At 61.6% G+C, this 23,029-nt stretch carries 24 protein-coding genes and 1 riboswitch; of the genes, 15 read left to right on the top strand and 9 right to left on the bottom strand.

Annotated elements, in window-relative coordinates; genetic code table 11:
* Positions 1–24: 24 nt before the first annotated feature.
* Positions 25–654: a TetR/AcrR family transcriptional regulator gene (locus E1748_RS30120; protein WP_133650956.1), complete on the bottom strand. Its 630-nt coding sequence runs from the start codon at positions 652–654 to the stop codon at positions 25–27.
* Positions 655–892: 238 nt separating this feature from the next.
* On the opposite strand from E1748_RS30120, the gene E1748_RS30115 reads away from it, so the two are divergent.
* The 3 genes from E1748_RS30115 to E1748_RS30105 all read left to right on the top strand — a co-directional run bounded on the left by E1748_RS30115 (position 893) and on the right by E1748_RS30105 (position 3,200).
* The gene (locus E1748_RS30115) at positions 893–1,714 is read left to right on the top strand and encodes an alpha/beta fold hydrolase (RefSeq protein ID WP_133650955.1); all 822 of its coding nucleotides are present in this window, start codon (positions 893–895) and stop codon (positions 1,712–1,714) included.
* Between the two features lie 381 nt (positions 1,715–2,095).
* Complete coding sequence (locus E1748_RS30110; RefSeq protein ID WP_205965319.1) at positions 2,096–2,500, top strand: VOC family protein; 405 nt, start codon at positions 2,096–2,098, stop codon at positions 2,498–2,500.
* A 34-nt stretch (positions 2,501–2,534) separates the two neighbouring features.
* A complete protein-coding gene (locus E1748_RS30105; protein ID WP_133650954.1) occupies positions 2,535–3,200 on the top strand; it encodes an O-methyltransferase in 666 nt (221 codons plus the stop codon).
* Between the two features lie 104 nt (positions 3,201–3,304).
* Here E1748_RS30105 and E1748_RS30100 read toward each other — a convergent pair whose 3' ends face one another.
* From E1748_RS30100 to E1748_RS30090, 3 genes are all read right to left on the bottom strand, one after another.
* Positions 3,305–4,666, bottom strand: a complete 1,362-nt coding sequence (locus E1748_RS30100; protein ID WP_205965318.1) for an MATE family efflux transporter — start codon at positions 4,664–4,666, stop codon at positions 3,305–3,307.
* Positions 4,667–4,768: 102 nt separating this feature from the next.
* Entirely contained in the window at positions 4,769–5,398 is a 630-nt protein-coding gene (locus tag E1748_RS30095; RefSeq protein WP_133650953.1) for a DUF2239 family protein, read from the bottom strand.
* Between the two features lie 110 nt (positions 5,399–5,508).
* A complete protein-coding gene (locus tag E1748_RS30090; RefSeq protein WP_133650952.1) occupies positions 5,509–6,366 on the bottom strand; it encodes a LysR family transcriptional regulator in 858 nt (285 codons plus the stop codon).
* 108 nt (positions 6,367–6,474) lie between these two features.
* Between E1748_RS30090 and E1748_RS30085 the strand changes: the two genes are divergently transcribed.
* Both E1748_RS30085 and E1748_RS30080 read left to right on the top strand, forming a co-directional pair.
* The gene (locus tag E1748_RS30085) at positions 6,475–7,179 is read left to right on the top strand and encodes a haloacid dehalogenase type II (RefSeq protein ID WP_133650951.1); all 705 of its coding nucleotides are present in this window, start codon (positions 6,475–6,477) and stop codon (positions 7,177–7,179) included.
* Between the two features lie 18 nt (positions 7,180–7,197).
* On the top strand, positions 7,198–7,986 hold the full coding sequence (locus tag E1748_RS30080) for an aldolase (protein ID WP_133650950.1): 789 nt from the start codon (positions 7,198–7,200) through the stop codon (positions 7,984–7,986).
* A 15-nt stretch (positions 7,987–8,001) separates the two neighbouring features.
* Here the strand turns inward: E1748_RS30080 and E1748_RS30075 are convergent, their stop codons facing one another.
* Positions 8,002–8,457, bottom strand: a complete 456-nt coding sequence (locus E1748_RS30075) for a RidA family protein (RefSeq protein ID WP_133650949.1) — start codon at positions 8,455–8,457, stop codon at positions 8,002–8,004.
* Between the two features lie 122 nt (positions 8,458–8,579).
* Positions 8,580–8,689, top strand: a riboswitch (SAM-I-IV-variant riboswitch).
* A gap of 44 nt (positions 8,690–8,733) precedes the next feature.
* Here E1748_RS30075 and E1748_RS30070 point away from each other — a divergent pair.
* Positions 8,734–9,093 carry a hypothetical protein gene (locus E1748_RS30070; RefSeq protein WP_133650948.1) on the top strand — a complete coding sequence of 120 codons (360 nt, stop codon included), beginning with the start codon at positions 8,734–8,736 and terminating at the stop codon, positions 9,091–9,093.
* A 51-nt stretch (positions 9,094–9,144) separates the two neighbouring features.
* Here the strand turns inward: E1748_RS30070 and E1748_RS30065 are convergent, their stop codons facing one another.
* A complete protein-coding gene (locus tag E1748_RS30065; protein ID WP_205965317.1) occupies positions 9,145–9,645 on the bottom strand; it encodes a hypothetical protein in 501 nt (166 codons plus the stop codon).
* A gap of 251 nt (positions 9,646–9,896) precedes the next feature.
* Between E1748_RS30065 and E1748_RS30060 the strand changes: the two genes are divergently transcribed.
* Together E1748_RS30060 and E1748_RS30055 are read left to right on the top strand one after the other, a co-directional pair.
* Complete coding sequence (locus E1748_RS30060; RefSeq protein WP_133650947.1) at positions 9,897–10,976, top strand: alpha/beta fold hydrolase; 1,080 nt, start codon at positions 9,897–9,899, stop codon at positions 10,974–10,976.
* Positions 10,977–11,010: 34 nt separating this feature from the next.
* Positions 11,011–12,291, top strand: a complete 1,281-nt coding sequence (locus E1748_RS30055; RefSeq protein ID WP_133650946.1) for a tetratricopeptide repeat protein — start codon at positions 11,011–11,013, stop codon at positions 12,289–12,291.
* A 67-nt stretch (positions 12,292–12,358) separates the two neighbouring features.
* Here E1748_RS30055 and E1748_RS30050 read toward each other — a convergent pair whose 3' ends face one another.
* On the bottom strand, positions 12,359–13,327 hold the full coding sequence (locus E1748_RS30050; RefSeq protein ID WP_133650945.1) for a LysR family transcriptional regulator: 969 nt from the start codon (positions 13,325–13,327) through the stop codon (positions 12,359–12,361).
* 151 nt (positions 13,328–13,478) lie between these two features.
* On the opposite strand from E1748_RS30050, the gene E1748_RS30045 reads away from it, so the two are divergent.
* Positions 13,479–14,225, top strand: a complete 747-nt coding sequence (locus E1748_RS30045) for an SDR family oxidoreductase (RefSeq protein WP_133650944.1) — start codon at positions 13,479–13,481, stop codon at positions 14,223–14,225.
* Between the two features lie 325 nt (positions 14,226–14,550).
* Positions 14,551–15,111, top strand: a complete 561-nt coding sequence (locus E1748_RS30040) for a hypothetical protein (protein ID WP_133650943.1) — start codon at positions 14,551–14,553, stop codon at positions 15,109–15,111.
* Positions 15,112–15,270: 159 nt separating this feature from the next.
* Here E1748_RS30040 and E1748_RS30035 read toward each other — a convergent pair whose 3' ends face one another.
* Positions 15,271–16,659 carry a phospholipase D-like domain-containing protein gene (locus E1748_RS30035; protein ID WP_240766859.1) on the bottom strand — a complete coding sequence of 463 codons (1,389 nt, stop codon included), beginning with the start codon at positions 16,657–16,659 and terminating at the stop codon, positions 15,271–15,273.
* A gap of 474 nt (positions 16,660–17,133) precedes the next feature.
* On the opposite strand from E1748_RS30035, the gene E1748_RS30030 reads away from it, so the two are divergent.
* Genes E1748_RS30030 through E1748_RS30010 form a run of 5 tightly spaced genes read left to right on the top strand, consistent with a single transcriptional unit; the run spans position 17,134 to position 21,608 of the window.
* Positions 17,134–18,012 carry an acetaldehyde dehydrogenase (acetylating) gene (locus E1748_RS30030; protein WP_133650941.1) on the top strand — a complete coding sequence of 293 codons (879 nt, stop codon included), beginning with the start codon at positions 17,134–17,136 and terminating at the stop codon, positions 18,010–18,012.
* Between the two features lie 2 nt (positions 18,013–18,014).
* Entirely contained in the window at positions 18,015–19,034 is a 1,020-nt protein-coding gene (dmpG, locus tag E1748_RS30025; protein ID WP_133650940.1) for a 4-hydroxy-2-oxovalerate aldolase, read from the top strand.
* 59 nt (positions 19,035–19,093) lie between these two features.
* The gene (locus tag E1748_RS30020; RefSeq protein WP_133650939.1) at positions 19,094–19,474 is read left to right on the top strand and encodes a cupin domain-containing protein; all 381 of its coding nucleotides are present in this window, start codon (positions 19,094–19,096) and stop codon (positions 19,472–19,474) included.
* Positions 19,475–19,518: 44 nt separating this feature from the next.
* Positions 19,519–19,911: a carboxymuconolactone decarboxylase family protein gene (locus tag E1748_RS30015; RefSeq protein ID WP_240766858.1), complete on the top strand. Its 393-nt coding sequence runs from the start codon at positions 19,519–19,521 to the stop codon at positions 19,909–19,911.
* The gene (locus tag E1748_RS30010; RefSeq protein ID WP_133650938.1) at positions 19,908–21,608 is read left to right on the top strand and encodes a thiamine pyrophosphate-binding protein; all 1,701 of its coding nucleotides are present in this window, start codon (positions 19,908–19,910) and stop codon (positions 21,606–21,608) included. The genes E1748_RS30015 and E1748_RS30010 overlap by 4 nt, the downstream gene beginning before the upstream one ends.
* 21 nt (positions 21,609–21,629) lie before the next feature.
* Here E1748_RS30010 and E1748_RS30005 read toward each other — a convergent pair whose 3' ends face one another.
* Positions 21,630–22,532 (bottom strand): endo alpha-1,4 polygalactosaminidase, encoded by a 903-nt coding sequence (locus tag E1748_RS30005; RefSeq protein ID WP_133650937.1) that lies wholly within the window; start codon positions 22,530–22,532, stop codon positions 21,630–21,632.
* Between the last annotated feature and the right edge of the window lie 497 nt (positions 22,533–23,029).

Genomic DNA, 23,029 nt, shown 5'->3' with positions numbered 1-23,029 from the left:
CGTTCCAGAAACAAACAAAAATTTTTAGACCAGCACCCGCATCGTCATGTCGACGACATCGACGAGATCCTGCTGACGGAAATTCGCTTTGCCGAGCACCCGCAGACCCTGGATGACGCATAGCAGATAAGTGCTGACGGCCTGCTCGTCGAGCGTCGCATCGAATTCGCCGGCCTGCTGGCCGCGCGCGACTGCGGTGGCGAGATGAGCCGCGATCCGGCGCAATGCCGTTTCGATATGCGGGCGCAGCGTTTCGTCCGCAGGAAGCAACTCGATGGCGGTGTTCGTGATGAAGCATCCGTGCCGCCCGGATAGCTTTGCGGCGATCTCGGTGTAGTGCATCAACGCCTGTCGCAATACTTCGCGACGCGGCCCAGGCACTTCGAGCTTTTGTTTCAGGCGGGCGATTGCTCCTTCCGCGTAGTGATCGAATGCGGCAACGAGCAAACCGCGTTTGTCGCCGAACGTGCTGTAGAGGCTGGCGCGAAAGAGGCCTGTGGACTGGCACAACGTCTCGATCGACGTTGCGTGATAGCCCTGTTCCCAGAAGACCCGGCCCGCCGCCTCCGTTACCTCGGCGAGGTCGAATTCTCGAGGCCGTCCGCGATCGGGCGAAGACGGGGAAGCAGCGGCGGCGCGTGGGGATCGTCTCATGATGTGCGGATATTAGGACTGATCGTTCTGGAAAGCAAGCGAGTCGATGCGGAAGATGGTGCGTTGAAAATCTTCGCATACCATCGCCGAAGAAATGCGGTCACCGCCCCGTCGCAATCGCAGCGCAAGCTGACTCGCGACAGACTCACGCGTTGAGCATGTTCACTTCGCTGCGTGCGCCGATAGCGAAGGGCATGATGTCGAATTCGTTCAACCTCGTCGCACAGGAGCACATTCGATGAGCACGGTTAAAGCAAAAGACGGCACCGGGATCTACTACAAGGACTGGGGCACAGGACAGCCCGTGGTCTTCTCGCATGGCTGGCCGCTCGACGCGGATGCCTGGGATGCGCAGATGCTGTTCCTCGTGCAGAAGGGCTTCCGCGTGATCGCACACGATCGCCGCGGACATGGTCGCTCGGGGCAGTCGTCGGAAGGCAACGACATGGACACGTACGCGGACGATCTCGCCGCAGTCATCGATGCGCTCGATCTGAAGGGCGCGACACTCGTTGGACATTCGACGGGTGGTGGCGAAGTCGCGCACTACATTGGACGTCACGGAACGGCACGCGTCGCGAAGGCTGTGCTGATCAGCGCCGTGCCGCCGCTGATGCTGAAAACCGCAGCGAATCCCGGCGGTTTGCCGATGGACGTGTTCGACGGCATCCGCGCGGGCGTCGTCGCGAATCGCTCGCAGTTCTACAAGGATCTCGCGCTTCCGTTCTTCGGCTTCAACCGGCCGGACGCGAAGGTGTCGCAAGGGACGATCGACGAGTTCTGGCGGCAGGGCATGCTCGGATCGATCAAAGCCCAGTACGAGTGCATCAAGCAGTTCTCGGAGGTCGACTACACGGAAGATCTGAAGAAGTTCGACGTACCGACGCTGATCCTGCACGGCGACGACGACCAGATCGTACCGATCGACGATTCGGCGCGACTGTCGGCAAAGATCGTCAAGAATGCGACGCTGAAGGTCTATGCGGGTGCGTCGCACGGGATGTGCGTCGTGAATGCGGATCAGGTCAATGCTGATCTGCTGGCGTTTCTGACCAGCTGACCTGCGGGGCCGGCGCGGCCCATGATTCATCGGGCCGGCGAGACATGCCGTAAATGCTTCGCCGGTTCGATTCTCCAATCGACAACCGCACGGCGCCCGCCGTTGCGATACCGACCTGACCCAGTCTGGAGTCTCAAGGTCACTGCAGTTCTGCATACCGGTCTATCCGACGAAATCCCTCGAATGTGAGCAACCCGGGTCCGGGCAAGGTTCACCTATGTCCGCAACCAGCGGCCTCATGGGGGTTTCAAGGCCGGTCTATGTGCACTTCCAATGCGAGTTGTTGAATGTGAGCATTTGCTTATATTCTGGCGTCGTTGGGCGGAAACGGCATGGGGCCGCCGCCAGAGTACGAAAGAACGAGAGAACGAGAGAACGACGATGACCGACACGACTGTCAGCATGAAACTGAATCACCTGAGCTTCCCCTCAGCCGACACACCTGCGACCGCAAAATTCTTCGAGCAGTATCTGGGCTTCACGATCGCGGGCACGTGGGACGAATCCTTCATCCTCAAGCGCCCTGGCTTCGATGTGGTGATAGAACACATCGGCGACGGTGTTCCCGCGTGGCCGAAGAATTTTCATGTGGGCTTCGAACTGCCGACGCTCGACGATGTGCACGCGCTGTATGAGCGCCTGAGCGCGGAGGGCGTCGAGATCGAAACGGGGATCTTCAACAACGGACGCGGTTCGCGCTTCTTTTGCCGCGCGCCGGGCGGCGTGATGTTCGAACTGAACACGCGCAGCGATGCGTCGGCGGAATTTCGCGGCACGTTCGAATGATCGAACGGACACGCTAACCCGAATGGAGATTTGCATGACCACACTCACTACCCATCCGCTTGCACCGCTACTGGACCGTTTGTTCGAAGAGGCCGACGCGTTGTCGCCGGCGTCGATCCCCGCCGTCGCGGCGATGTCGAGCGAAGAGCGTACGCAGTTGATGCAGAGCAAGACCGCGTACCGCGACCTGTATGCACGCTTGAAGGACGTTCCGCTTCCCGTCTCGCGCGAGACGGGGATGCTGCTTTACATGCTCGCGAGAAACGGCGGAGCGCGGACGATCGTCGAGTTCGGAACGTCGTTCGGCATCTCGACGCTGCATCTCGCGGCCGCGTTGCGCGACAACGGCGGCGGTCGCTTGATCACCAGCGAGTTCGAGCCGTCGAAGGTCGCGCGGGCACGCGGCAATCTGACGGCAGGCGGTCTGATCGATCTCGTGGAGATTCGCGAAGGCGATGCGCTGCAGACGTTGAGCGTCGATCTGCCGGACTCGATCGATCTGCTGTTGCTCGATGGGGCGAAGGCGCTGTATCCGGAGATTCTGGCGCTGGTGGAAAGCCGCCTCCGGCCGGGTGCGTTCGTTGTTGCCGATAACGCGGACTACAGCCCCGAGTATCTCGCGTATGTTCGGTCGCCGGTGAAGGGGTATCTGTCGACGCCGTTTGGTGATGATGTCGAGTTGTCGATGCGGGTGGGTTAGGGCGCGATGTTGTCGCTGGGGCGACATGAATCATTCGAAAAGACGAGGACTAGGCGCGACGAAACGCGCCTACCCTCGATCACGGTGTTCCACCGTATGTAACGTCAACCCCACCGCCTCCACCACCACACCCTGCAATACCCCGCCTGCAACCCCAACATCGCCACAAACGTCAGCGCATACGCCCACCATATCCCCTGCATACCGACGCGCGCATTCAGCCAGTACGCCACCGGCAACTCGATACAAACGATCGCGAACATCGCGAGCGCTGTAGGCGCGAACACCGCACCGCTCGCGCGCATCGTGCCGACGAGCACGTTCGCGAGCCCCAGCACGACGACGCTCCACGCGACGATATGCAGCAACCGCAACGCGAGCGCGATCACCGTGCCGTCCGCGAGAAAGAAGCCGAGGATCGTCGGCGCGAGCGCGTAAGCGGCGGCAACGAACAGACCCGTGACCACAACGTTCACGACAAGCCCTGTCTGCACGATGCGTCCGAGCCGCTCCACACGACCCGCACCGATCGCATGCGACGCGAGAATCGATGCGGTAATGCCCAGCGACATCGCCGGCAATTGCATCCAGCTCATCACCTGATTGACCGCGCCGTAAGCGGCCGTCGCATGCGAGCCGTGACGGTTCACGAGTCCGAGCAGCACGATCTCGGCGATCGCCATCGTCAGCATCTGCAACGACGCGGGCACGCCAATCCGCAGAATTTTTCGCGCGATGCCGCGATCAATACGGATCGTGCGCCACAGTGCCGCATCGGGCGCGAGCGGATGCGTGGTGCGACGCCAGCGCAGCGCCGTCCACAGCATCGCGAGCGCGAATGCGATCAGCGTCGACACGGCCGGGCTCGCGACGCCGAGTCGCGGCAGACCGAACCATCCGCGAATCAATGTCGGCGTGCAGACGAGCGCGATCGCCGTCGCGAGCGCGAGCGTCCATAGCGGCGTCATCGCATCGCCGACACCACGACTCATCGACGTCGTCAGCCACAGCAGAAAGACGACCGGCATGCCGACCAGCATCAGCCGCGCGTAGCGCGTTGCATCGTCGACGACGTTCGTCGGTGTGCCGAGCGCATGCATCAACGGACCCGCGAAAATGCCACCGATTACAGCGATGACGAGACCCGCGCACATCATCATCGCGAGCGCGGTACCCGCAATCGCGCGGACTCTCGCTCGATCGCCCGCGCCCCACGCATGCCCGATCAGCACGGTCGCGCCGGTACTCAACCCGATGATGATCGCGAGCAGAAAGAAGAACACCGGAAAGAACGCGGACACGGCCGCAATCGCATCGACGCCGATCATCTGGCCGAGGTAGATGCCGTCGATGGTGCCGGCCGCGGATTGCAGCACGTTGGTGAGCATCATCGGCAGCAGCAGCGCGAAATAGGTCTTCCACAAAGGCTTCGATGCGGTGGGCGCAAGCGTGACGGTGTCGGACATGATGAATTTCCTGGGCAAAGGAAGTCCCTTCCGGCACGACGTGCGGCCGGAACGGGGCGATTGAAAATGAACGATGCGACGCGAGAAAACGGACGCGTCGCTTCAGCCTTGCAGATCGTCCGTCGATGCGAGCTTGATCGCGTGATCGCGGATGTCTTCGGGCCACGTGGCGATGCGTGCGTAGAACTGCGTCGTCTCGCCGGCGAACAGCGCGCGCGTCGCTTCCTCGAAGCCGGGCAGGTTGCCGGCCATCGCGGACATGAAGTGGTACGCGCGTTCCTGTGCCTGCCGTTCGCGATCGCGGTCGCCGCGTGCACGACGCGCTTCGTCGACGAGCTTGCGCAGCGCAACCGATGCGCCGCCTGGTTGCGTGGCGAGCCACTCCCAGTGTCTCGGCAGCAGCGTGACTTCGCGGGGCACAACGCCGAGCTTTGGTCTGCCACGACCTCGCGACGGCGCTGCCGTTTCAACTTCCGCTTCTTCAACAGGCGCGGTGTTGCCGTCGCCAGCCGACGTCGATGCAGCGAGACGCGCGAGCATGTCGTCGTCGGAACCGCGCATGTCGATGTCGATCGAGCGGCCGGTGCGATCGTCGAAGATCAGCACCGGGCCATTCGCGCCGCGCTCGACTGCATGTTTGACCGCGACGGCGACCGTCGACAGCGGTCCGGCCGCGAGGCGTCGTGCGCCGTCGAAGCTGGTGTAGGAGGGGGATTGCAGGTGTTCGGCCACGAGAGGCTCCGCCGTGATGATGTCGGCGAATAATACCCGGGTATAAATTGAAGTGCAATATTATCCGGGTAAATTTATCGAGGCCATGCGCTGGGCGGTGGAAAGCCTTGTCAGTCAGGCGTCGCCAGCTCCGTTTCCAGAAAATCGACCAGCGCTTTCTGGGTCCGGTTGAGCGCTTTCTCTCCGGCGACGAGCGCCAGTTCGGTCGGTGGCAGATCGGGCAGGCCGGTGCAGACGCGATGTCCGGTGAGGACTGCGGTCGTCGGCAGCACGGAGAGTCCGAGTCCGGACGCGACCGCCGCCTGGATCCCGGTCAGGCTGTGGCTACCGAACGCGATGCGCCACGGTCGATGGATGCGGTCGAGTGCGCGGATTGCGCGCTGCCGATAGACGCAGCCCTGCGGAAACAGCGCGAGCGGAAGCGGTTCGTTTGTCGTGGCTTCGGGCGCGCGAGCGGTTTTGCCGCGCACCCACACCAGCGTTTCCGGCCAGCTCGCGATGCATTCGCCGCTGCCCGGCTCGCGCTTCACGAGCGCGATCTCGATGTCGCCGGCCGCCAGCTTGCGGCTCAGGTCGGTGCTCATGCCGGCGACGGTCTCCAGCCGCACGCCGGGCTGGCTGCGCACGAAGCCGGCGAGGATCGACGACATGCGGCGCGCGTCGAAATCCTCCGGCACACCGACGCGCACCGGCGCGATCTCGACGTCGCTCGCGAGCGCATCCTGCGCCTCCGACGACAATGCCAGCAAACGCCGCGCGTATTGCGACAGCAGTTCGCCGTGCTCGGTCGGGCTCACGTGGCTGCCCGCGCGATCGCGCAGCAGCAGCGTGTGGCCGACCAGCTCTTCGAGCCGGCGGATCTGCTGGCTGACCGTCGATTGCGTGCGATGCACGCGTTCGCCCGCGCGGGTAAAGCTGCCCTCGTCGATCACGCAGACGAAGGTGTTCAACAGATCGAGATCGAGCATGGGAGCAGAAGGGCGCTTATTCAGGATTCAACTGATGTCGAGATGATAATTTAATTTCCCGATATCGGACGACATCGCTAACCTGAACGCTTGATCAGGAGAACACGCATGTCGCTTCCAGGAACTCCGCGCCCGCAGTGGCTCACATTCGATTGCTACGGCACGCTTATTCAATGGGACGAAGGGCTGCTCGCTGCAGTGGGCGAGATTCTGCGTCGCAAGGGGCGCGACGATATCGACGCCGCACAACTGCTCACGGCCTATGACCGGTACGAGCACGAGCTGGAGCGTCTGTGGCCGCAGCGCGCGTTCCGGCAACTCGCCGGTGAGGGCCTGCGTCTCGCGCTCGACGAATTCGGCGTGCGCAGCGACGCTATCGACGCCGCACTGTTGACCGGTAGCATATCGGCGATGCCGCCGTTTCCCGAAGTGGTCGACAGTCTGCGGCGCTTGAAGGAAAGCGGTTATCGTTTGTGTATCGTGTCGAATACCGACGACGACATCATCGCGGGCAACGTCGCACAGCTGGGCGGCACCATCGATCGCGTGGTGACGGCGCAGCAGGGCGGCGCGTACAAGCCGGATCGGCGGCTGTTCGATTACGCGCACGGGCAACTGGGTGTATCGAAGGACGACGTCGTGCATATCTGCGCGAGTCCGCATCTGGATCACGCGGCCGCGCGCGACATCGGGTTCCGCTGCGTATGGATCGATCGCGGCACAGGTCGCACGTTATTGCCCGACTACACGCCCGACGCGACGCTGCCGGCACTCGATCATGTGCCGCCGTTGTTCGCATCGGCAGGCTGGTGAATTTCAGGAGCGGAGAACATGGCTCACACGCTTTCGATCGACAGCACAGCAGCGCCGTCGCTGCATCTTCATCTGGACAGCGACGCGATTGCGCAGGCGCGCATCGAGCTTGCCGCGTGCTTCCAGCTTGCCTCGCAGCATGGGTTCGAAGAGGGCGTGTGCAATCACTTCTCGGCGGTTGTGCCGGGTCATGACGATCTGTTCCTCGTCAATCCGTATGGCTACGCGTTTTCGGAAATCACCGCGTCGCGGCTGCTGGTGTGCGATTTCGATGGACGTGTCGTCGCGGGCGAGGGCCGACCTGAGGCAACCGCGTTCTACATTCACGCACGGGTGCACCGGCAGATGCCGCGTGTAAAAGCGGCTTTCCACACGCACATGCCGAACGCCACCGCGCTGTGTCTGCTGGAAGGGACGCCGCTGCTGTGGCTCGGACAGACCGCGTTGAAGTTCTACGGACGCACCGCCGTTGACGAGCACTACAACGGTCTCGCGCTCGACGCATCGGAGGGCGATCGCATCGCCGCCGCGATGGGCGATGCGGACGTGCTGTTCCTGAAGAATCACGGCGTGATGATCGCGGGGCCGACGATCGCCGAAGCGTGGGACGATCTGTATTACCTCGAGCGAGCAGCCGAGGTGCAGTTGAAGGCGATGAGCGCGAACCGTCCGTTGAAACCGGTGCCGCACGACATCGCGCAACGCGCGTACGAACAGATGCGCATCGGCGATCCGGAGAGTGCGCGTGCGCATCTCGACAGCGGGATGCGCGAATTACGCCGACGCGGAATCGCGTTCGATCGATAACGCCAAGCGCGTCAGTCAACGCTTCAATTCGAAGACGCTGTCGATCTCGACCGGAATACCCATCGGCAGCGTGTACACACCGAGCGCGCTGCGCGCCGGCAATGCGTCGTCGCCGAACAGTGCGAGCAGCAGATCGCTCGCACCGTCCGCAACACGCGGATGCTGCGTGAACGATTGCGCCGCGCGCACGTAGACGGTGAGTCTGCTGCAACGCTCGACGTTATCCATCCCATACGCGCGATCCACACACGCGAAGATCATCAGCATCGTCAGACGCGCTGCTTCCTGCGCACGTTCGAGCGACAGATCGTCGCCGACGATGCCCACCATCGGCTTGCCGTTCTCGAACGGGCCGAGTCCCGACACGAACAATTGATTGCCGGACACCGACACCGTTCGATAGGACCCGAGCGGCGAGATCGGCGCGGGCAGGGTCAGGCCGAGCTGCGCCAGACGGTCGGAAAATTTCATCCTGTAAGTTCCATGCGAAAGCGTTCGACTGAGACGTTCAATGGCAGATAACGTCCCAGCTTCGGCTTTATTCCGTTCGGTTCGCGGGCCAACGCACGCTGCGAATCAATCTGCTAGACTTACGCCTGCATCCAGAGTTGGTACCTCACGGTACGAACGCCAACCTGCCTCCCCGGGCAAGGTGGCTGCCTCAAGGCGATGCGGCCGATGGTCGGCAACGAAGCGGGAGCAGCATAGCTGGCACCGGTTCGAATTTAATGTTTATCCGGAGTCGCTATGCATCAAGATACGTCACCGTCCCCCGCACTGAAATCCGAAGACAGCTGGTCGCAGTGTCTGCCGGGCTTTCGATTGACCCACACCATCCATCTCGTCTCCGATATCAATCTGGATGTCGTCGCTCGCGCTGCCGCGCATCTGAAGAACGGGCAGGCGTCGGTCACGCACTGGACGATGGTCCCTCGCGGCAACCTCCTCGAGCAGAAAATCGTTCTGGACGATATCGACGAACAACAGGCGCGGGCACTGCGCGAGCAGCTGTCGAAGCTCGAGGACGTGCTGCGCGTTCGTCTGGAGCACCGGTTTGTTCGAGGTAATGCCGGTTCGGAGTCGCCGTCGGGCGGTTTGCCGTCTTGAGTCTGCGGCGAGTACGAGAGACCGGTTTAGCCTCTACGTAGCCGCTGGAATTCACGCGGTGGTCGACAGAAACGCCTGCGCTCGCGTACTCAGCGGGCAGCCTTTGCTCGCGAGCATGTTCAATGCGTTGCGCGCGTTGTCCCGGTTCGCCGTGTTTCCCGCGAAGCTTTTGATCGAGTCGCGAAACTCGAGCACGACGTTGACCGTGCCGATTGCCGTCCGCACATCGACGTTCGAAATATCCGTGTAGGCCCGGCGTTTTAGCCGGACGATGCGGTACTCGATATCCGTCTCGTGCAGCACGAGCAGCGGAGCGATATTGGACTGGGTGGTGGTGATCCACGGAATCCCTTTCCAGCCGCCGAAGGCCGCGATCAGTGGGACTGCGACGCCGCCGTCGGCACGCACGGTTAGCGGCGTGGCGCGGGCGTTCAATTTGCGGCGCAAGAAAAAGAGAGCCGTCAGCGCGATCAGCCCGACGACCAGCACAACGAGCATGCCCAGTGGCACGGCGCCCAGCCACGCTGTGCCGTTCTGCGTATCCGATTGCATACCTGAACCCCTCCTGACGATCTCGACGGCTCAATGGAAGCCCGCTGTCATGCTGCGTCATACTAAATGTATTCCGATCCGGATGGCCGATCCGGATGGCCGATCTGCATGCGGCAACTGCATGCTGCTAGAGTGAGCCTGCTTGAGATCGTGCATAGCCTTATGTGTCGTGGGCTATCGTGCTTGCGTCTGCGCGACCCTGCGTGACTAACGCATCCCGACCATCGGGATTTCCTGAGAGCTTCCAGCCTATGTCGACGAATCGAGTGTTGTCGGTGTTATGGGTTTTAGTCGTGTCCATCGCGTCCTGGTGCGGCACTGCCCACGCAGCAGATAGCACGAAGAAAGCCGGACCAAACGCGCCCGTTGCGCGGGTAGCGGATCAACGCGTCACCGTCACGACACCGGAAGGCACGGGACAATTGCCGGTATACGCGGATCGTCCGATCGACGCACCGGCATCCGACGTACAACGCGTGCTGCTGATCGTGCACGGAACGCTGCGCAACGCGGACGTTTACTTCGAGTCGGGACGTGAAGTAGTGCAGGGCGCAGGCGCAGCCGGGCAAAACACGATGATCGTCGCGCCGCAGTTTCTGACGTCCTTCGACGTCACGCAGTTCAAGTTGCCGCCCGACACACTCGCATGGACTCAGGAAGGCTGGAAAGGCGGCAGCGCCGCGCGCAGTCCGGCGCCGATCAGTTCTTTCTCCGCACTCGACGCACTGCTCGAACATTTCGCCGACCGCCGTCTCTACCCGGCGCTGAAAACGGTCGTCGTCGCGGGTCATTCGGCGGGTGCGCAGGTCGTTCAACGTTACGCGGTGATGGGCCATGGCGAGACGATGCTGCGTGAGCGCGGCATCGACGTTCGATATGTGGTCGCGAATGCATCGAGCTATCTGTACTTCGACAACCAGCGGCCCACGCAAGGGACTTTTCAGCCGGCCGATGTCGCTGCATGCCCGAAGGTCGATCAATGGAAGTATGGAATGAACGATGCGCCCGCGTACGTCACATCGCAGCCTCTGGATGAAGTCGAAGCGCGGTACGCGCAGCGCAACGTCGTGTACCTGCTCGGTATGGTCGATACGAATCCGTACACGCATTTCATCGATCGATCGTGTGCGGGGATGGCTCAAGGTCCATATCGCCTCGCGCGCGGGCTGTCGTATTTCGATTATCTGAAGCATCGTCATGCGGCGCTTGCACAACATGTAGTCGAAGTGCCGGGTGTGGGGCACGACAATCGCGGCATGTTCACGTCGGCGTGCGGGCTGGCGGTGCTGTTCGGCGAGACGGTGCCGTCCACGTGTCCGCAGGTACAGTAAGCTCGCCCTTCACCGCGACGATTAAACTCGCCCCATGCAACCGAAGATTCTCATCCAGCCGCCCAACGCCGGACACGCGCTCGTCGAGGCCGCGCTGGCCGCGCATGAACGCGGCGATCCGATGCAGGCCGAAGCCCTCTACCGGGGGCTGCTCGCAACCGACAGCCGCCACGGCATCGCGCACAACAACCTCGCGAACCTCTTGCGGCAGTCCGGCCGCAACAGCGAAGCGCAACAGCACTACGAACATGCACTCGAACTGATACGCGACTCGGCGGAGATCCGGCAAAACCTCGCGGGCGCTCTCGACGCGCTGGGCGAATACGATCGCGCGGAAACCGAATATCGTCGTGTGCTCGAACTGCGGCCCGATTTCGACGAGGCGCGTTTCGACTTCGGATTGTTCCTGCTGGCCGCCGGGCGTTATGCGGAAGGCTGGCCGCTTTACGAAGCGCGTCTGCAGGTTTTTCGGGAGCACGGCACGTTGCCGTTTCCGCGCTGGAACGGCGAGGATCTGAACGGCAAGACGTTGTTGCTGCTGCCGGAGCAGGGCTATGGCGACACGATCCAGTTCGCGCGTTATGCGTCGCTGCTGAAGGCGCGAGGAGTGCGGACGCTGACGATGGTCTGCAAGCCTGAACTCGCGGCGCTATTGCGAACGGTGCAGGGCATCGACGCTGTCGTCACGGATCCTCAGGCGCTGCATGCTCACGACTACTGGGACTCCGTGATGAGCGTGCCTTACCACGTCGGCACGACGCTCGAATCGATTCCTGCGGAGATCCCGTACGTCGGCGTGTTCACGAACCGGCTCGATGCATGGCGCGAACGTCTGCCGCGTGATGGCGTGCGTGTCGGACTCGTGTGGAAAGGCAACCCCGAACACGACAACGATAGAGAACGATCGCTGCGGCATTTCTCCGATCTGCTGCCGCTGTGGTCTGTAGAAGGCGTTCGCTTCGTCAGCTTGCAGGTGGGCGATGCGGAGCGTGAGGTAGCGGGCTGCGAAACACAGCAGCCGATTCTGTGCGTCGGGAACGAGATCCGCGATTTCGCCGACACGGCGGCGATCGTGGCTCAGTTGAATCTCGTCATCTGCGTCGATACGGCGGTGGCTCATGTCGCCGGTGCGCTCGGCGTTGCATGCTGGCTGATGTTGCCGCGCACCGGCACGGACTGGCGGTGGCAGCGCAGCGGCAATCAGTCCGTGTGGTATCCGAAGGACATGTACCTCTTTCGGCACGGAGCCAATGGATCGGCTACTGCGGTCGACAAGGTGACGGCGGCGCTTGCGGATGTGATGGCAGGGCGGTGAGCCTGCTGTCGAGATTTGTTTCTCTACTCCGCAGCAGGATCTAGCGCACCAAACGCAAACGCAGCCATCACCGCCGCCGCTTTCTGCGCCCCTTCGCCTCCGCCGCAGCCAGTTCGCGCGCATCCAGCACGTACGCGGACGAATCGCCGAGCCGCTCCACCGCCAGATCGATAAACGCTCGAACCCGCGAAGGCTGCGCCGTGCGGCTGCCGTAATAGACGTGAACGCCCATGTGGTCGGTGACGTGATCCACGAGCAGCGGCACGAGTTGCCCCGAGCGAATCAACGGTGCTGCCGACAGACCCGACAGCAACCCGATCACATGACCCGACAGCACCGCTTCGGTCTCGAGCTGCGCATCGTTCGTCGACAGCGCAGGGGACAGGTGATGAGAGATCACCTCGCCGTCGACCTTGAGCAGCCAGGGCAGCACGCGGCCCGTATCGGGTTGCCGGAAGACGCTGCATCGATGCGAGGCAAGCTGCGCGATCGAGTCCGGTGCACCGTATGCCGCGATGTAGGCCGGTGCCGCGCAGACAATCAACTGCATCGCGAACAGACGTCGAGCGGCGACGCCATCCTCCGGTGCCGTGCCGATGCGAAAGCCGACGTCGGTTCGGTCTTGCACCCAGTTGCCGATGCGATCGTCGAGTTTCACATCCGGTTGAATCTCGGGATGGCGCCGGCAAAACTCGTCGATCAAAGGCCACAGCAACGGCAGGAATGAATACCTCGGCGCAACGATGCGCAGCGGCCCGGCAATCTCGTCCTTCGCGATACGCACGCATTCGATCGCGCGTTCCAGTGCCGCCACCGCAGGTTGAGTGGTGTCGAGGAAGCGGTGTCCCTCGAACGTGAGCGCGATGCTGCGCGTCGTGCGATGAAGCAGGCGTACGCCCAGGCGTGCCTCGAGCGCGGCGAGCGCCTGGCTTGCCGCCTGCGGGCTAATGCCTTGCGCCGCGGCAGCGCGCCGGATGCTGCCGAGTTCGACGGCCTTCGTGAAAATTTCGATCGCGCGGAAATCGCTGATCGGCATGGCGCTCTCCTGGAATGCGTGAATGATGCGTGAGTTAATGCGCAAGCTCGCAGTATCAACTTGATCTTGCGTATGGATCAAGCCGTAGGCTACTAGTGGCTTGATAATCCACTGCCTACAATCGAGCTCGACATCATCAATGGAGAGTCTCGTGAGCGACAACATCAAAGGCAAGGTCATCGTTATCACCGGCGCGAGCAGCGGGCTCGGTCTAGCGGCTGCGCGTCTTCTGAGCGAGCGCGGCGCGCGTGTCGTGCTCGCCGCGCGACGCATCGACCGGCTGCAGCAACTGGCCAACGAACTAAATCGCGATGAGCAGCGCGCGCTCGCCGTCGCAACCGACGTGACCGTGCGCGACGACCTCGTGCGTCTCGTCGACACGGCGGTGCAGACCTTCGGACGCATCGACGTGATGATCAACAACGCGGGACTCATGCCGCTTGCTCCGCTCGATCGATTGAAGGTCGACGAATGGGATCGCATGATCGACGTGAATGTGAAGGGCGTGCTGTACGGCATCGCGGCAGCGCTGCCGCACATGCAGCGGCAGATGTCCGGACAGGTGATCAACGTGTCGTCGGTGGCAGGGCATAAGGTGATGGTCAATGGAACCGTCTATAGCGCGACCAAGTACGCGGTGCGGGCCATTTCGGAAGGGCTACGGCAGGAGAGCAAGCAGTGGAATATCCGCACGACGATCGTGTCGCCGGGTGCCGTCGATAGCGAACTGAAGGACAGCATCGTCGAGCCCGATATCGCAGAGGGCACGCGGGGTTTCTACGAGGCCACTGCGATTTCGGCGGAGTCGTTTGCGCGCGCGGTTGCGTTCGCGATCGATCAACCCGAGGACATGGACGTGAACGAGATTCTGTTTCGGCCTACGCGTCAGGTGCCTTGAGGGGGCGGTCGGTCGAAGAAGTGGCACACACGATCGCGCGCCGCCGATCATTGCAGTGCGTTGACGTAAAGCGTCACGGTTATCGCGACGGCGCGCGTAAAAGATCAGGTGCTTACTTGTGGTCGCGGCGCGAGTGCCTGGATCAGTACTTCAGAGTTCTTGAAACTGGCCAGCGTTCGAGCCTGAGTTGTAGCAGCTTTTCGTGTGCGATCGTCCGTAGTCGACCCATAGCGGTCAATGAGCGATCCCGACAACAGACATTCAGTCTAAATCGCTGTGTCTCACGCCTGATAACATCGACCGTCACCCCAAAACAACGCTCCATATGGGTAACTCCTATCGATTCATCGCTGATCCGGCGGATAGTGCCGCCGTACTAGCATGGTTTCGGCAATTGAAGGAACCACCGCGGGAAGTGGCAACGGCAACCCACGTCGTTCTGTACTTTGCTGATCTTGGAGTGCTGCAATATGCGGCGGACGGTTCCGTCGATGCTGAGAAATCACCAATCGTCACAGTCGCCGCTCCGCGTAGGACCCGCGAAATGCTATGGACGGTCGGTGAGGTGCATTTTCGTACCAGCGCCGTTCGAAGGCTCTATCCCGCTCTATATCGCATCAGTCAGGAATTTGCTACTTGGCTCAACGGATTTCAGTGCGTCTACTCATCCAATGACCAGACCAACAGGTATAGCTACTATTTCGAAGGAACAGTGAGAAACCAAATTTCTCCTATATTTGCACTCCCGTCCGGCCTGGACGCGCTCGGCAATGAGCGTTATTTCGTAGGTGCTAGCGATAACGACGCCGTGTTGGACAAGGTATGTAAAGCACTTCGACTACGTGGCGTCAATTTCGATGTGGACGGACCAACAAAATCTGCGTAACGGGACAGCGAAATCACAGTGGCTGGACGAGCACCATTGTCTGATTGTTGACGATGCACGAAGCGCCGTCGAGCGTCGCTTCTTGGCCGACGCCCGCACGACACAACTCGGGCGATGCCCCGAACGGACCACGTAGTTCAGCGACAGCGCACACCGCCCTCACAGAAAGCCCCTGATCAACCCCGTCACCCACCGCCACGCCCCGCCGCAACCGACGGCACGGCAGCGCGCATCGGGATCCGCAAGAAGGTGACCATTGGCATCGCTCATCGAACTCGAGTTGCGCAGGAAGTACGCCACGCTGTCTTGCAAGGGATCGAGCCCGTCCTTAGGGATATCTATCCAAAGGCCGTTCTCGGTATTCAGGCGAGCCGACAGCGAATCGAAATTGAAACTGCCGAGATAGTATCGATGGCCGTCGATGAGAATCAGCTTCGCGTGCATCATGCGATTCTCTCGATCGGCATATTCACGCACCTCGATCCCGGCATTCACCAGGCCGGGCAGATCGTCGGCATAGGCACGCGCGACTGCGGGAAATTCCTGCGTGAGGCTCGCCAGCGAGGCGCTCACGATGATCACGTGAACACCTTCGCGCTGCTTGCGTTCAAGCACCTCGCGCAGTTCCGGCACCAGGATCAGGTAGGGGTTGATGATCAGGATCTCGTGCTGCGCCGTATCGAACGCTTGTAGCATGTCCTGCAACGTGCCCGGCGAGCGCTTGTCGGGCCAGTCGTGGACATAGCGCAGGCGATCGCAGGCGATCGGCGTCCAGGCGGGATCATCGGGCGTATCGGACGCAGGCGGTGTATCGGTAGCGGCCAGGTTCGTCGCCGGGGCTGCAGCGTCGAGCGGGGCCAGCAGCCATTCGCGCCAATAATGGATGCGCGCCGGGTCCAGCGTCGCGCCACGTTGCGAGATGCGATAAGGACTCGCGACCTTGAGGAATTTTTCCGGCTCGGGGCGAACCACTTCGGGGCTATTCCAGAACAACGCGAAATGCTGGTACATGGCGTGCAAGGAGGAAGCATCCTGACCGGCGTCGCCCGACACCATCAGATCACGCTCGCTGAGCCAGTTGCGGAAGCTCTCGTCCCAGATCGAGGTACTGCCGATCACAGCCGTGTTGCCCACCAGGAACAGCTTGTCGTGCATGCGATGCGCAATCTCGACGAGATCGGATCGTGGATGGAATATTCGGAGTTCGAGGCGGGGAGCCACCTCGTGCAGAGCGACGATGAGTTCGTCCTCGATCGGAAAGTGTGGCTCGGGGCCGATGCCGTCGATCAGCAGCTTGACCGGTACGCCCCGGCGCGCAGCGTCGACCAGATGACGCAACAGCAGGCCACCGGTCTGATCGATCTGGAAAATGTAGGCGAGGATGCGGATCTGCTCGGCGGGCGTCGCTCGGTCGATCAGCGCAATCCGCGACTGCATCAACTGACCATCGTCAAGACTGGCCACGAGGTCGACACATTGCGCGTGGCCGTGCTGGGAAAAGGCAAACACGCTTGCCAGAATGAGCGCCAGGTTTCTTGTTGTGGTCATGATGTGGCGAACGGGTTCGATAGGCTTTGTCGCGTTAGCGCGGTCAAGTCGCTCGCTGTTACTTCGAGAAGGTGAACAGAACGGCGAGCTCGAGATAGTTATCGTGGACAGGAGTGGCGCGAATCTGGCTGCACTTCAAGCACGCAATGGACCGGACGTCATTATGACCTGGAGCCACCGCACGGCTTTGGGCATAGCGCTGCCGTACAAACTTCGCCGCGCAGTCGCATCTACTTCGATGACCTACGTTTGATAAGCCACGCGAGTTCAGAAAAGTTAATAGTTCAACAAAGTTGATAAACGTTAAGAAAAAAACGAGCGAAGATCATCGCGCAGTTGTCGTGTGACACGACGTATCAGCGATGGTCGCCTGCCTGTCCCGTGTGGAACTCCACACCTCCACGTCATTACCCGACGGAGGCATTTCCATCTCGAAGCTCAACGAGTGACTGGAAAAATAAGCGGGTACATGCAATGGCAGATCCACGTACAACAGTTGCCATCATCGGTTCCGGAACGATCGGGACCGACCTGATGTGCAAGGTCATCGAGACGAAGGAATTCGATCTCGCTTTCATCGTCGGCCGTGATGCAAAGAGTCGCGGCCTGGCGATCGCAAAGGAGCGCGGCATCGATACGTCGGCAGACGGAATCGACTTCATGAAAACACATGCCGACGCTTACGACATCGTGTTCGATGCGACCTCGGCATACGCGCACATGCAGCACAACGCGTTCTTCTCTGCTGCAGGAAAGTTCGCAGTCGATCTCACCCCGGCACGTCTCGGTGCAATCTGCGTTCCGTCGATCAATCTCGACGACGTAAGGGGCGCGCAGAACATCAACCTGATTACATGCGGCGGCCAGGCGAGTCTGCCGCTGGTACACGCGCTAAAGAATACGACGCATCGTATCGACTACATCGAGGTCGTATCGACGATTGCCGCCGCGAGTGCGGGTCTCGCCACACGCGAGAACATCAACCAGTACCTTCTAACGACCGAACACGCGTTGTCGAAATTCAGCGGCGCGTCCGACGTCAAGGCAATCCTGAACATCAACCCCGCCGAGCCCGGCGTGGCGATGCAAACCACCCTCTATGCGTACGCGGATTTCGACGATTTCGATGCGATCAGGCAGGCGATCGAGCAGGCGGCGGAATCGGTACGCGATTACGTGCCCGGCTTCGAGATCGTCCTCGCGCCCGTGCTCGATGCGGGCAGGATCACCGTGAGCGTGACGGTGCGCGGCAGCGGTCACTATCTGCCGAAGTATGCGGGGAATCTCGACATCATCAACTGCGCCGCGATCGAAGTCGCGAAGCGTCGGCACAGCCATCTCGCGAGAGCATGAACATGACGAACACCATCACATTGAGCGACGCGACACTGCGCGACGGCAACCATGCGGTTCGCCATCAACTCACCGCGGCACAGATCGCAGCCTACACCCGTGCAGCAGAGCAGGCCGGCATCGATATCGTTGAAGTCGGGCACGGCAATGGGCTTGGCGCGTCGTCGTGTCTGCTCGGCAAGGCGACCGGCACGGACACCGAGATGCTGGCCGCAGCCCGTGAGAATCTGCGGAACACGAAGCTGTGCGTGCATTTCATTCCCGGCTTTGGGAAGATCGTCGACATCGAGCGTGCGCTCGAAATAGGGGTGGACGTGGTGCGCGTCGCGTCGCATTGCACCGAAGCGAATATCACGCGACAGTACATCGAGCACGTCAAACACGCGGGACGAACCGCATACGGCGTGCTGATGATGTCGCACATGGCGGATGCGGACGAACTGCTGAAGCAGGCGCGTTTGATGTCGTCATACGGCGCCGACGCGATTGTGCTGATGGACAGCGCGGGTTTCTCGACACCCGATCTCGTTGCCGAAAAGGTCGCGCGGCTCGTCGAAGATTTGCCGCTCGCGGTGGGTTATCACGCGCACAACAATCTTGGGCTCGCAGTCGCGAATTCGATTGTCGCCGTGCAAACGGGCGCCACGATACTCGACGCTTGCGTCCGCGGCTTCGGTGCAGGTGCGGGCAATACCCAGCTCGAAACGCTGGTGGCGGTGCTCGAGCGATACGGCTATTCGAGCACAACCAACTTCGCGCGCGTCGCGACGCTTGCCCGGCTCACCGAGGGTTTTCTACCGGTCCCGACGCCACACATTCCGATCGCGAATATCACGACCGGCGTATTCGGTCTTTTCTCCGGGTTCGTGCCGCATATCGAACGCCTTGCGAAGCAACTGAACATCGATGCGTTCGTGCTATGCGAACGGCTCGCCGCGCGCAAGCTCGTGGCCGGACAGGAGGACACGATCGTCGAAGAGGCACACCGCCTCGCTGCGGAGAGCAGTCGCGCGGCCGCATAGCAACATAACGACGACGTCATCACGAAGCGATCCCCAAAGCATTCGATCTGGAGCACAACATGGTCAAAAGAAACACCGCATCTCATCAGATCTGGTCCGACCTTCCGGTCAAGACACTGAACCCGAAGATCGTCCAGCAGATCATGCAAGGCGACGACATGATGCTGTCGCGCCTGGTTCTGAAAGCAGGCGCGCAGGTGAGCCGGCATGCTCATCCGAACGAGCAGTTCACGTGCATTCTCGAAGGCGCGCTCGAGTTTCGCATGGGTGAGGATCTCGAACATTCGGCCACCGTCAGGGCCGGCGAGGTCCTGCACATTCCGGCCAACGTCCCGCACAGTGCGTTCGCGCTCGAAGACACCGTCGATCTCGACATCTTTACACCGCCGCGCAAGGACTGGCTGCAGCCGGGCGGCGAAGACTACTTCAGGAAGCGCTGAGCCTGTCAGCGGTTGATTGCAATCGTCATTCAGGAGCGCCATTCGTGGAACACGAAAACATCAGCCATGCAGCACAAGCGGCGGCCGGGCAGAAAGAACTCGATACGGTCTATCACCCGGCACACGCGGCATCGCTCAGAGCAGTGAAACTGTTTTGCCCGGACTACTTCGAGATCATCGAAGCGTTCGGTCTCGGCAACCTGTGGCAGCGGCCGATGTTCTCTGCGCGCGAGAAAGAGCTCGTCGTACTTTCTTCGCTGATCACGCAGGGCGACACGGAAACCCAGCTTCGACAGCACGTGCACACAGCGGTCAAGCGCGGGATGCGTGTCGAAGAGATCATCGAATGCATCATCTTGCTCGCGGTGTACGTCGGTGTGCCGCGTACGCTGAATGCGATCCAGGTCGTCAAATCCGAACTGGAGGCAACGCAATGAAAGTCGCCGATGCGATCGTCGATGTGCTGCGTCTGGAAGGCATACGTCACGTCTTTTGTGTGCCGGGCGCGGCGATCGATCCTTTGCTCGAGGCGTTATCGCGTCAGCAGGATGTGCAGCCCATCGTGTGTGCGCACGAAGCGGGCGCGGCCTACGCGGCGGACGGATACAGCCGCGCGAGCGGTCGGTTCGGCGTGGTGGCGACGACCAGCGGCCCAGGCTTCACGAACACGTTGACCGCACTGGCGACGGCCAGCACCGACCGGTCTGCTGTGCTGGTCATTTCGGGCGAGGTCAGACGCGACTGGATGGGGCGCGGCGGCTTCCAGGATTCGAGTCAGGCGGGTATGCGCGCAGCGAGCATGGCAACGCCCGTCACCGCGTTGCAGCTCGAACTGGGTTCGCCGTCGCTGACCTATCGGCATCTGGACCGTCTGCTGCACAGCATGTTGGGGCATGCGTCGCGTGGGCCGGTGCATCTGTCGATTCCCGCCGACGTTCAGCGCGAGGAAGCGACGGGCGACTGGTCGACGCTCGACAAACGTGTGTATCAACCGCGCTTTGTCGATACTCAAGGGTGTCACGCGTTCTGGGATCACGTGGGCGCGAAGCCGAAGGTTGCGATTCTCGCCGGCAGCGGATGCGTGCAGTCGGGCGCGTCGCGGCAACTGAAGCGGTTCGCCGACCGGTTCGATGTGCCGGTGGCGACGACGCTCGCTGCAAAAGGCGTGTTTCCCGAAGATCATCCGTTGAGCCTGGGGGTCGTCGGCTGGTTCGGCAATCACGCGGCGCTGAACGCGTTGACGTCGGGCGAACTCGATGTGCTGTTCGTGCTCGGGTCACGTCTGAACATGCTCGACACGCTGATCTGGACCGGCGGTTTCAAGCCACGGCATGCGCTGATCGTGAACGACATCGACATGTCCGGCGTGTTTCGCGATTACCACGTGAGCCTGCCGATAACCGGCGATGCGAGGGCCTGCCTTGAGGTGTTGAACGACGCGCCGCAGGAGTCGGTCGCGCGCTTGCAGGCAAGCAGCGTAGCCAGACGCAACTGGATTGCCCGCGTGAAAGAGGGGGACGTGCCGCGCGATGCACACGACACACACGCTGCATCAGGACCCATCCATCCCGCCGACGCGGTCGCGGCACTGCGTCGCGTGATGCCCCGTTCGACGCCGCTGTTCGTCGACAGCGGCGCACATGCGTTCTTTGCTGGCCACTACTGGACGACCTACGAACCCGCGAAGTTTTTCACGTCGATCAAATACACGGGTGCGATGGGTTGGGCCATCGCGGCTGCGATGGGCGCACAACTGGCGCGCCCAAACGAACCCTGTGTGGTCGTCACGGGCGACGGTTGCATGCTGATGCACGGCATCGAAATCCAGACCGCCGCGCGCTATGGCGTGCCGCTGATCTGCGTGGTGTTCAACAACTCGGCGTTCGGCAATCCGAAGCTGCGTGCCGACCGTATCAGTCCGGCGATGGGGCAACTGCACGCGCTGCCGACGCATGACTGGGCGAAGTTCGCGCAGTCGCTCGGTGCATTGGGCATTACCGTCGACTCCACTGAGGATCTTTCATCCGCGTTCGAGCAGGCTCTTGCAGCCGGCACGACGGTCGTGATCGACGTGCGCACTGGCAACTACCCGACGCCGACCGAGCGGTTCGATGCGCTGGCCGCCGAGGCTTGAGACCAGGGCCAGCGTCAGCCGTCACGAGCTACCTGTCCCCGGCGCATCGCAACTGAACCGGTAGCTGTCGTCGAGATCCAGAGCCAGCACCAGCGTTCGAAGATTCTTCGCGCGGGCATCGGCGCAGAGCGTGCGCTGTCCGTTGGCCGTGCGATATTGATCCGCGTACTCGGCATTCAGCACCGGCTTGTTCTTCGACGTGAAGACGCTGTACTTATCGCACTCGCCCTGGTCGTGACATTCCTCGTTGACCGCGAACTCGAACAACGGCGCAAGCAGCGCCAGCTGATCGACGTCGTTCTTCAGACCCACCGCGAGATTCCGCTTGTGCGCTTCGTTCGCGATGAACGTGTTGTAGTCGGCCTGATTTCCATCCGTGAGCGGGAAGCCTGAGTCGTTCTGGTAGCCGTCGACGTTGTCGGGCTCGACGCCATTGCATCCCTTTGAAACCGCGAGGTCGAGACGAGCGGTCATGATGGAGCGCACGTTGCTGGAGCGCACGTCGAGCCAGTTCTCTCCGTCCCAGTTTCCGTCGTCATCCGATTTTTTCACGGGATTGCCTTTGTCGGCGTCCTTGAATTTGCCGTAGTCCGGCCGCCAGTCTTCGGAACTGCCCGCCGAGAAGTAGCAGACCACCTTGCGTCCCGCCTGCTGCAACCGCGCGATCGCTGCGGCGTCGACGTCGAACAGGTCGATATCGTAGATGGCGACGTTGTACGAGGTGTTCACCTTGCCTTTTATCTGCCACTGCCAGGTGTCCGACGCAATCGGGGTCCAGCGAGCGACCGCGGGCGCCTGGGCATCGCTCTTGAGCGCAACGGGTCCCGCTGCCGACGAATCCGACGAGCCGCCGCCACAGGCAGCGAGTGAGAACGCACACAGCAGGATCGTCGCGATGGAGGAAAGGGTACGTCCAGGTGTCATGAGAGCAATCTCCGGTATGAGGATCTGGAACCGACGGGGCTTGATGCGCGATTTGCCGTCCGGATTCTAGGCAGCGAGACCATCACGGCGCTGTCGAGTTTTGTGGACAAACGTTTGCGTACTGTCGATCCGAAGGCGACAAATCGACGGCGTTTCCAGCAGCTCGTCAATCGCTACGCATGACGCGAAGATGGCGGCGCGAGCGGCAAACCGGGTACGCATCGGCCCTTATTCCCGAAAATACTTTCATCCAGAAAGCATTGGTAATTCCCTGTAGCAACTACTTTTTCCATGCGCTACACTCCCGCGAAATCAAGCGTGCAAGCCAGAAAAACGAGAACACAGGCCAGAAAAATGCGAGTTGTTAACGACGAGAGACAAGCCGGCCGAGGGGCCATCATGACAAACCTCAATTACTGACGACGCTCGACGGCATCGTCGATTTTTCCGCGCATCCTTTCCGCCCGAACCCGGCATCGCAGGGTGACGTGGCTGCG

The sequence above is a fragment of the Paraburkholderia flava genome (assembly GCF_004359985.1).
GTDB lineage: Bacteria > Pseudomonadota > Gammaproteobacteria > Burkholderiales > Burkholderiaceae > Paraburkholderia > Paraburkholderia flava.
This window is presented reverse-complemented; position numbering and strand designations above follow the sequence as displayed.

Excerpts from the sequence above, each read along its gene's own strand:
- E1748_RS30120 (WP_133650956.1), bottom strand. The coding sequence starts at position 654 with ATGAGACGATCCCCACGCGCCGCCGCTGCTTCCCCGTCTTCGCCCGAT.
- E1748_RS30115 (WP_133650955.1), top strand. The coding sequence starts at position 893 with ATGAGCACGGTTAAAGCAAAAGACGGCACCGGGATCTACTACAAGGAC.
- E1748_RS30110 (WP_205965319.1), top strand. The coding sequence starts at position 2,096 with ATGACCGACACGACTGTCAGCATGAAACTGAATCACCTGAGCTTCCCC.
- E1748_RS30105 (WP_133650954.1), top strand. The coding sequence starts at position 2,535 with ATGACCACACTCACTACCCATCCGCTTGCACCGCTACTGGACCGTTTG.
- E1748_RS30100 (WP_205965318.1), bottom strand. The coding sequence starts at position 4,666 with ATGTCCGACACCGTCACGCTTGCGCCCACCGCATCGAAGCCTTTGTGG.
- E1748_RS30090 (WP_133650952.1), bottom strand. The coding sequence starts at position 6,366 with ATGCTCGATCTCGATCTGTTGAACACCTTCGTCTGCGTGATCGACGAG.
- E1748_RS30085 (WP_133650951.1), top strand. The coding sequence starts at position 6,475 with ATGTCGCTTCCAGGAACTCCGCGCCCGCAGTGGCTCACATTCGATTGC.
- E1748_RS30080 (WP_133650950.1), top strand. The coding sequence starts at position 7,198 with ATGGCTCACACGCTTTCGATCGACAGCACAGCAGCGCCGTCGCTGCAT.
- E1748_RS30075 (WP_133650949.1), bottom strand. The coding sequence starts at position 8,457 with ATGAAATTTTCCGACCGTCTGGCGCAGCTCGGCCTGACCCTGCCCGCG.
- E1748_RS30070 (WP_133650948.1), top strand. The coding sequence starts at position 8,734 with ATGCATCAAGATACGTCACCGTCCCCCGCACTGAAATCCGAAGACAGC.
- E1748_RS30065 (WP_205965317.1), bottom strand. The coding sequence starts at position 9,645 with ATGCAATCGGATACGCAGAACGGCACAGCGTGGCTGGGCGCCGTGCCA.
- E1748_RS30060 (WP_133650947.1), top strand. The coding sequence starts at position 9,897 with ATGTCGACGAATCGAGTGTTGTCGGTGTTATGGGTTTTAGTCGTGTCC.
- E1748_RS30055 (WP_133650946.1), top strand. The coding sequence starts at position 11,011 with ATGCAACCGAAGATTCTCATCCAGCCGCCCAACGCCGGACACGCGCTC.
- E1748_RS30050 (WP_133650945.1), bottom strand. The coding sequence starts at position 13,327 with ATGCCGATCAGCGATTTCCGCGCGATCGAAATTTTCACGAAGGCCGTC.
- E1748_RS30040 (WP_133650943.1), top strand. The coding sequence starts at position 14,551 with ATGGGTAACTCCTATCGATTCATCGCTGATCCGGCGGATAGTGCCGCC.
- E1748_RS30035 (WP_240766859.1), bottom strand. The coding sequence starts at position 16,659 with ATGACCACAACAAGAAACCTGGCGCTCATTCTGGCAAGCGTGTTTGCC.
- E1748_RS30030 (WP_133650941.1), top strand. The coding sequence starts at position 17,134 with ATGGCAGATCCACGTACAACAGTTGCCATCATCGGTTCCGGAACGATC.
- dmpG (WP_133650940.1), top strand. The coding sequence starts at position 18,015 with ATGACGAACACCATCACATTGAGCGACGCGACACTGCGCGACGGCAAC.
- E1748_RS30020 (WP_133650939.1), top strand. The coding sequence starts at position 19,094 with ATGGTCAAAAGAAACACCGCATCTCATCAGATCTGGTCCGACCTTCCG.
- E1748_RS30010 (WP_133650938.1), top strand. The coding sequence starts at position 19,908 with ATGAAAGTCGCCGATGCGATCGTCGATGTGCTGCGTCTGGAAGGCATA.
- E1748_RS30005 (WP_133650937.1), bottom strand. The coding sequence starts at position 22,532 with ATGACACCTGGACGTACCCTTTCCTCCATCGCGACGATCCTGCTGTGT.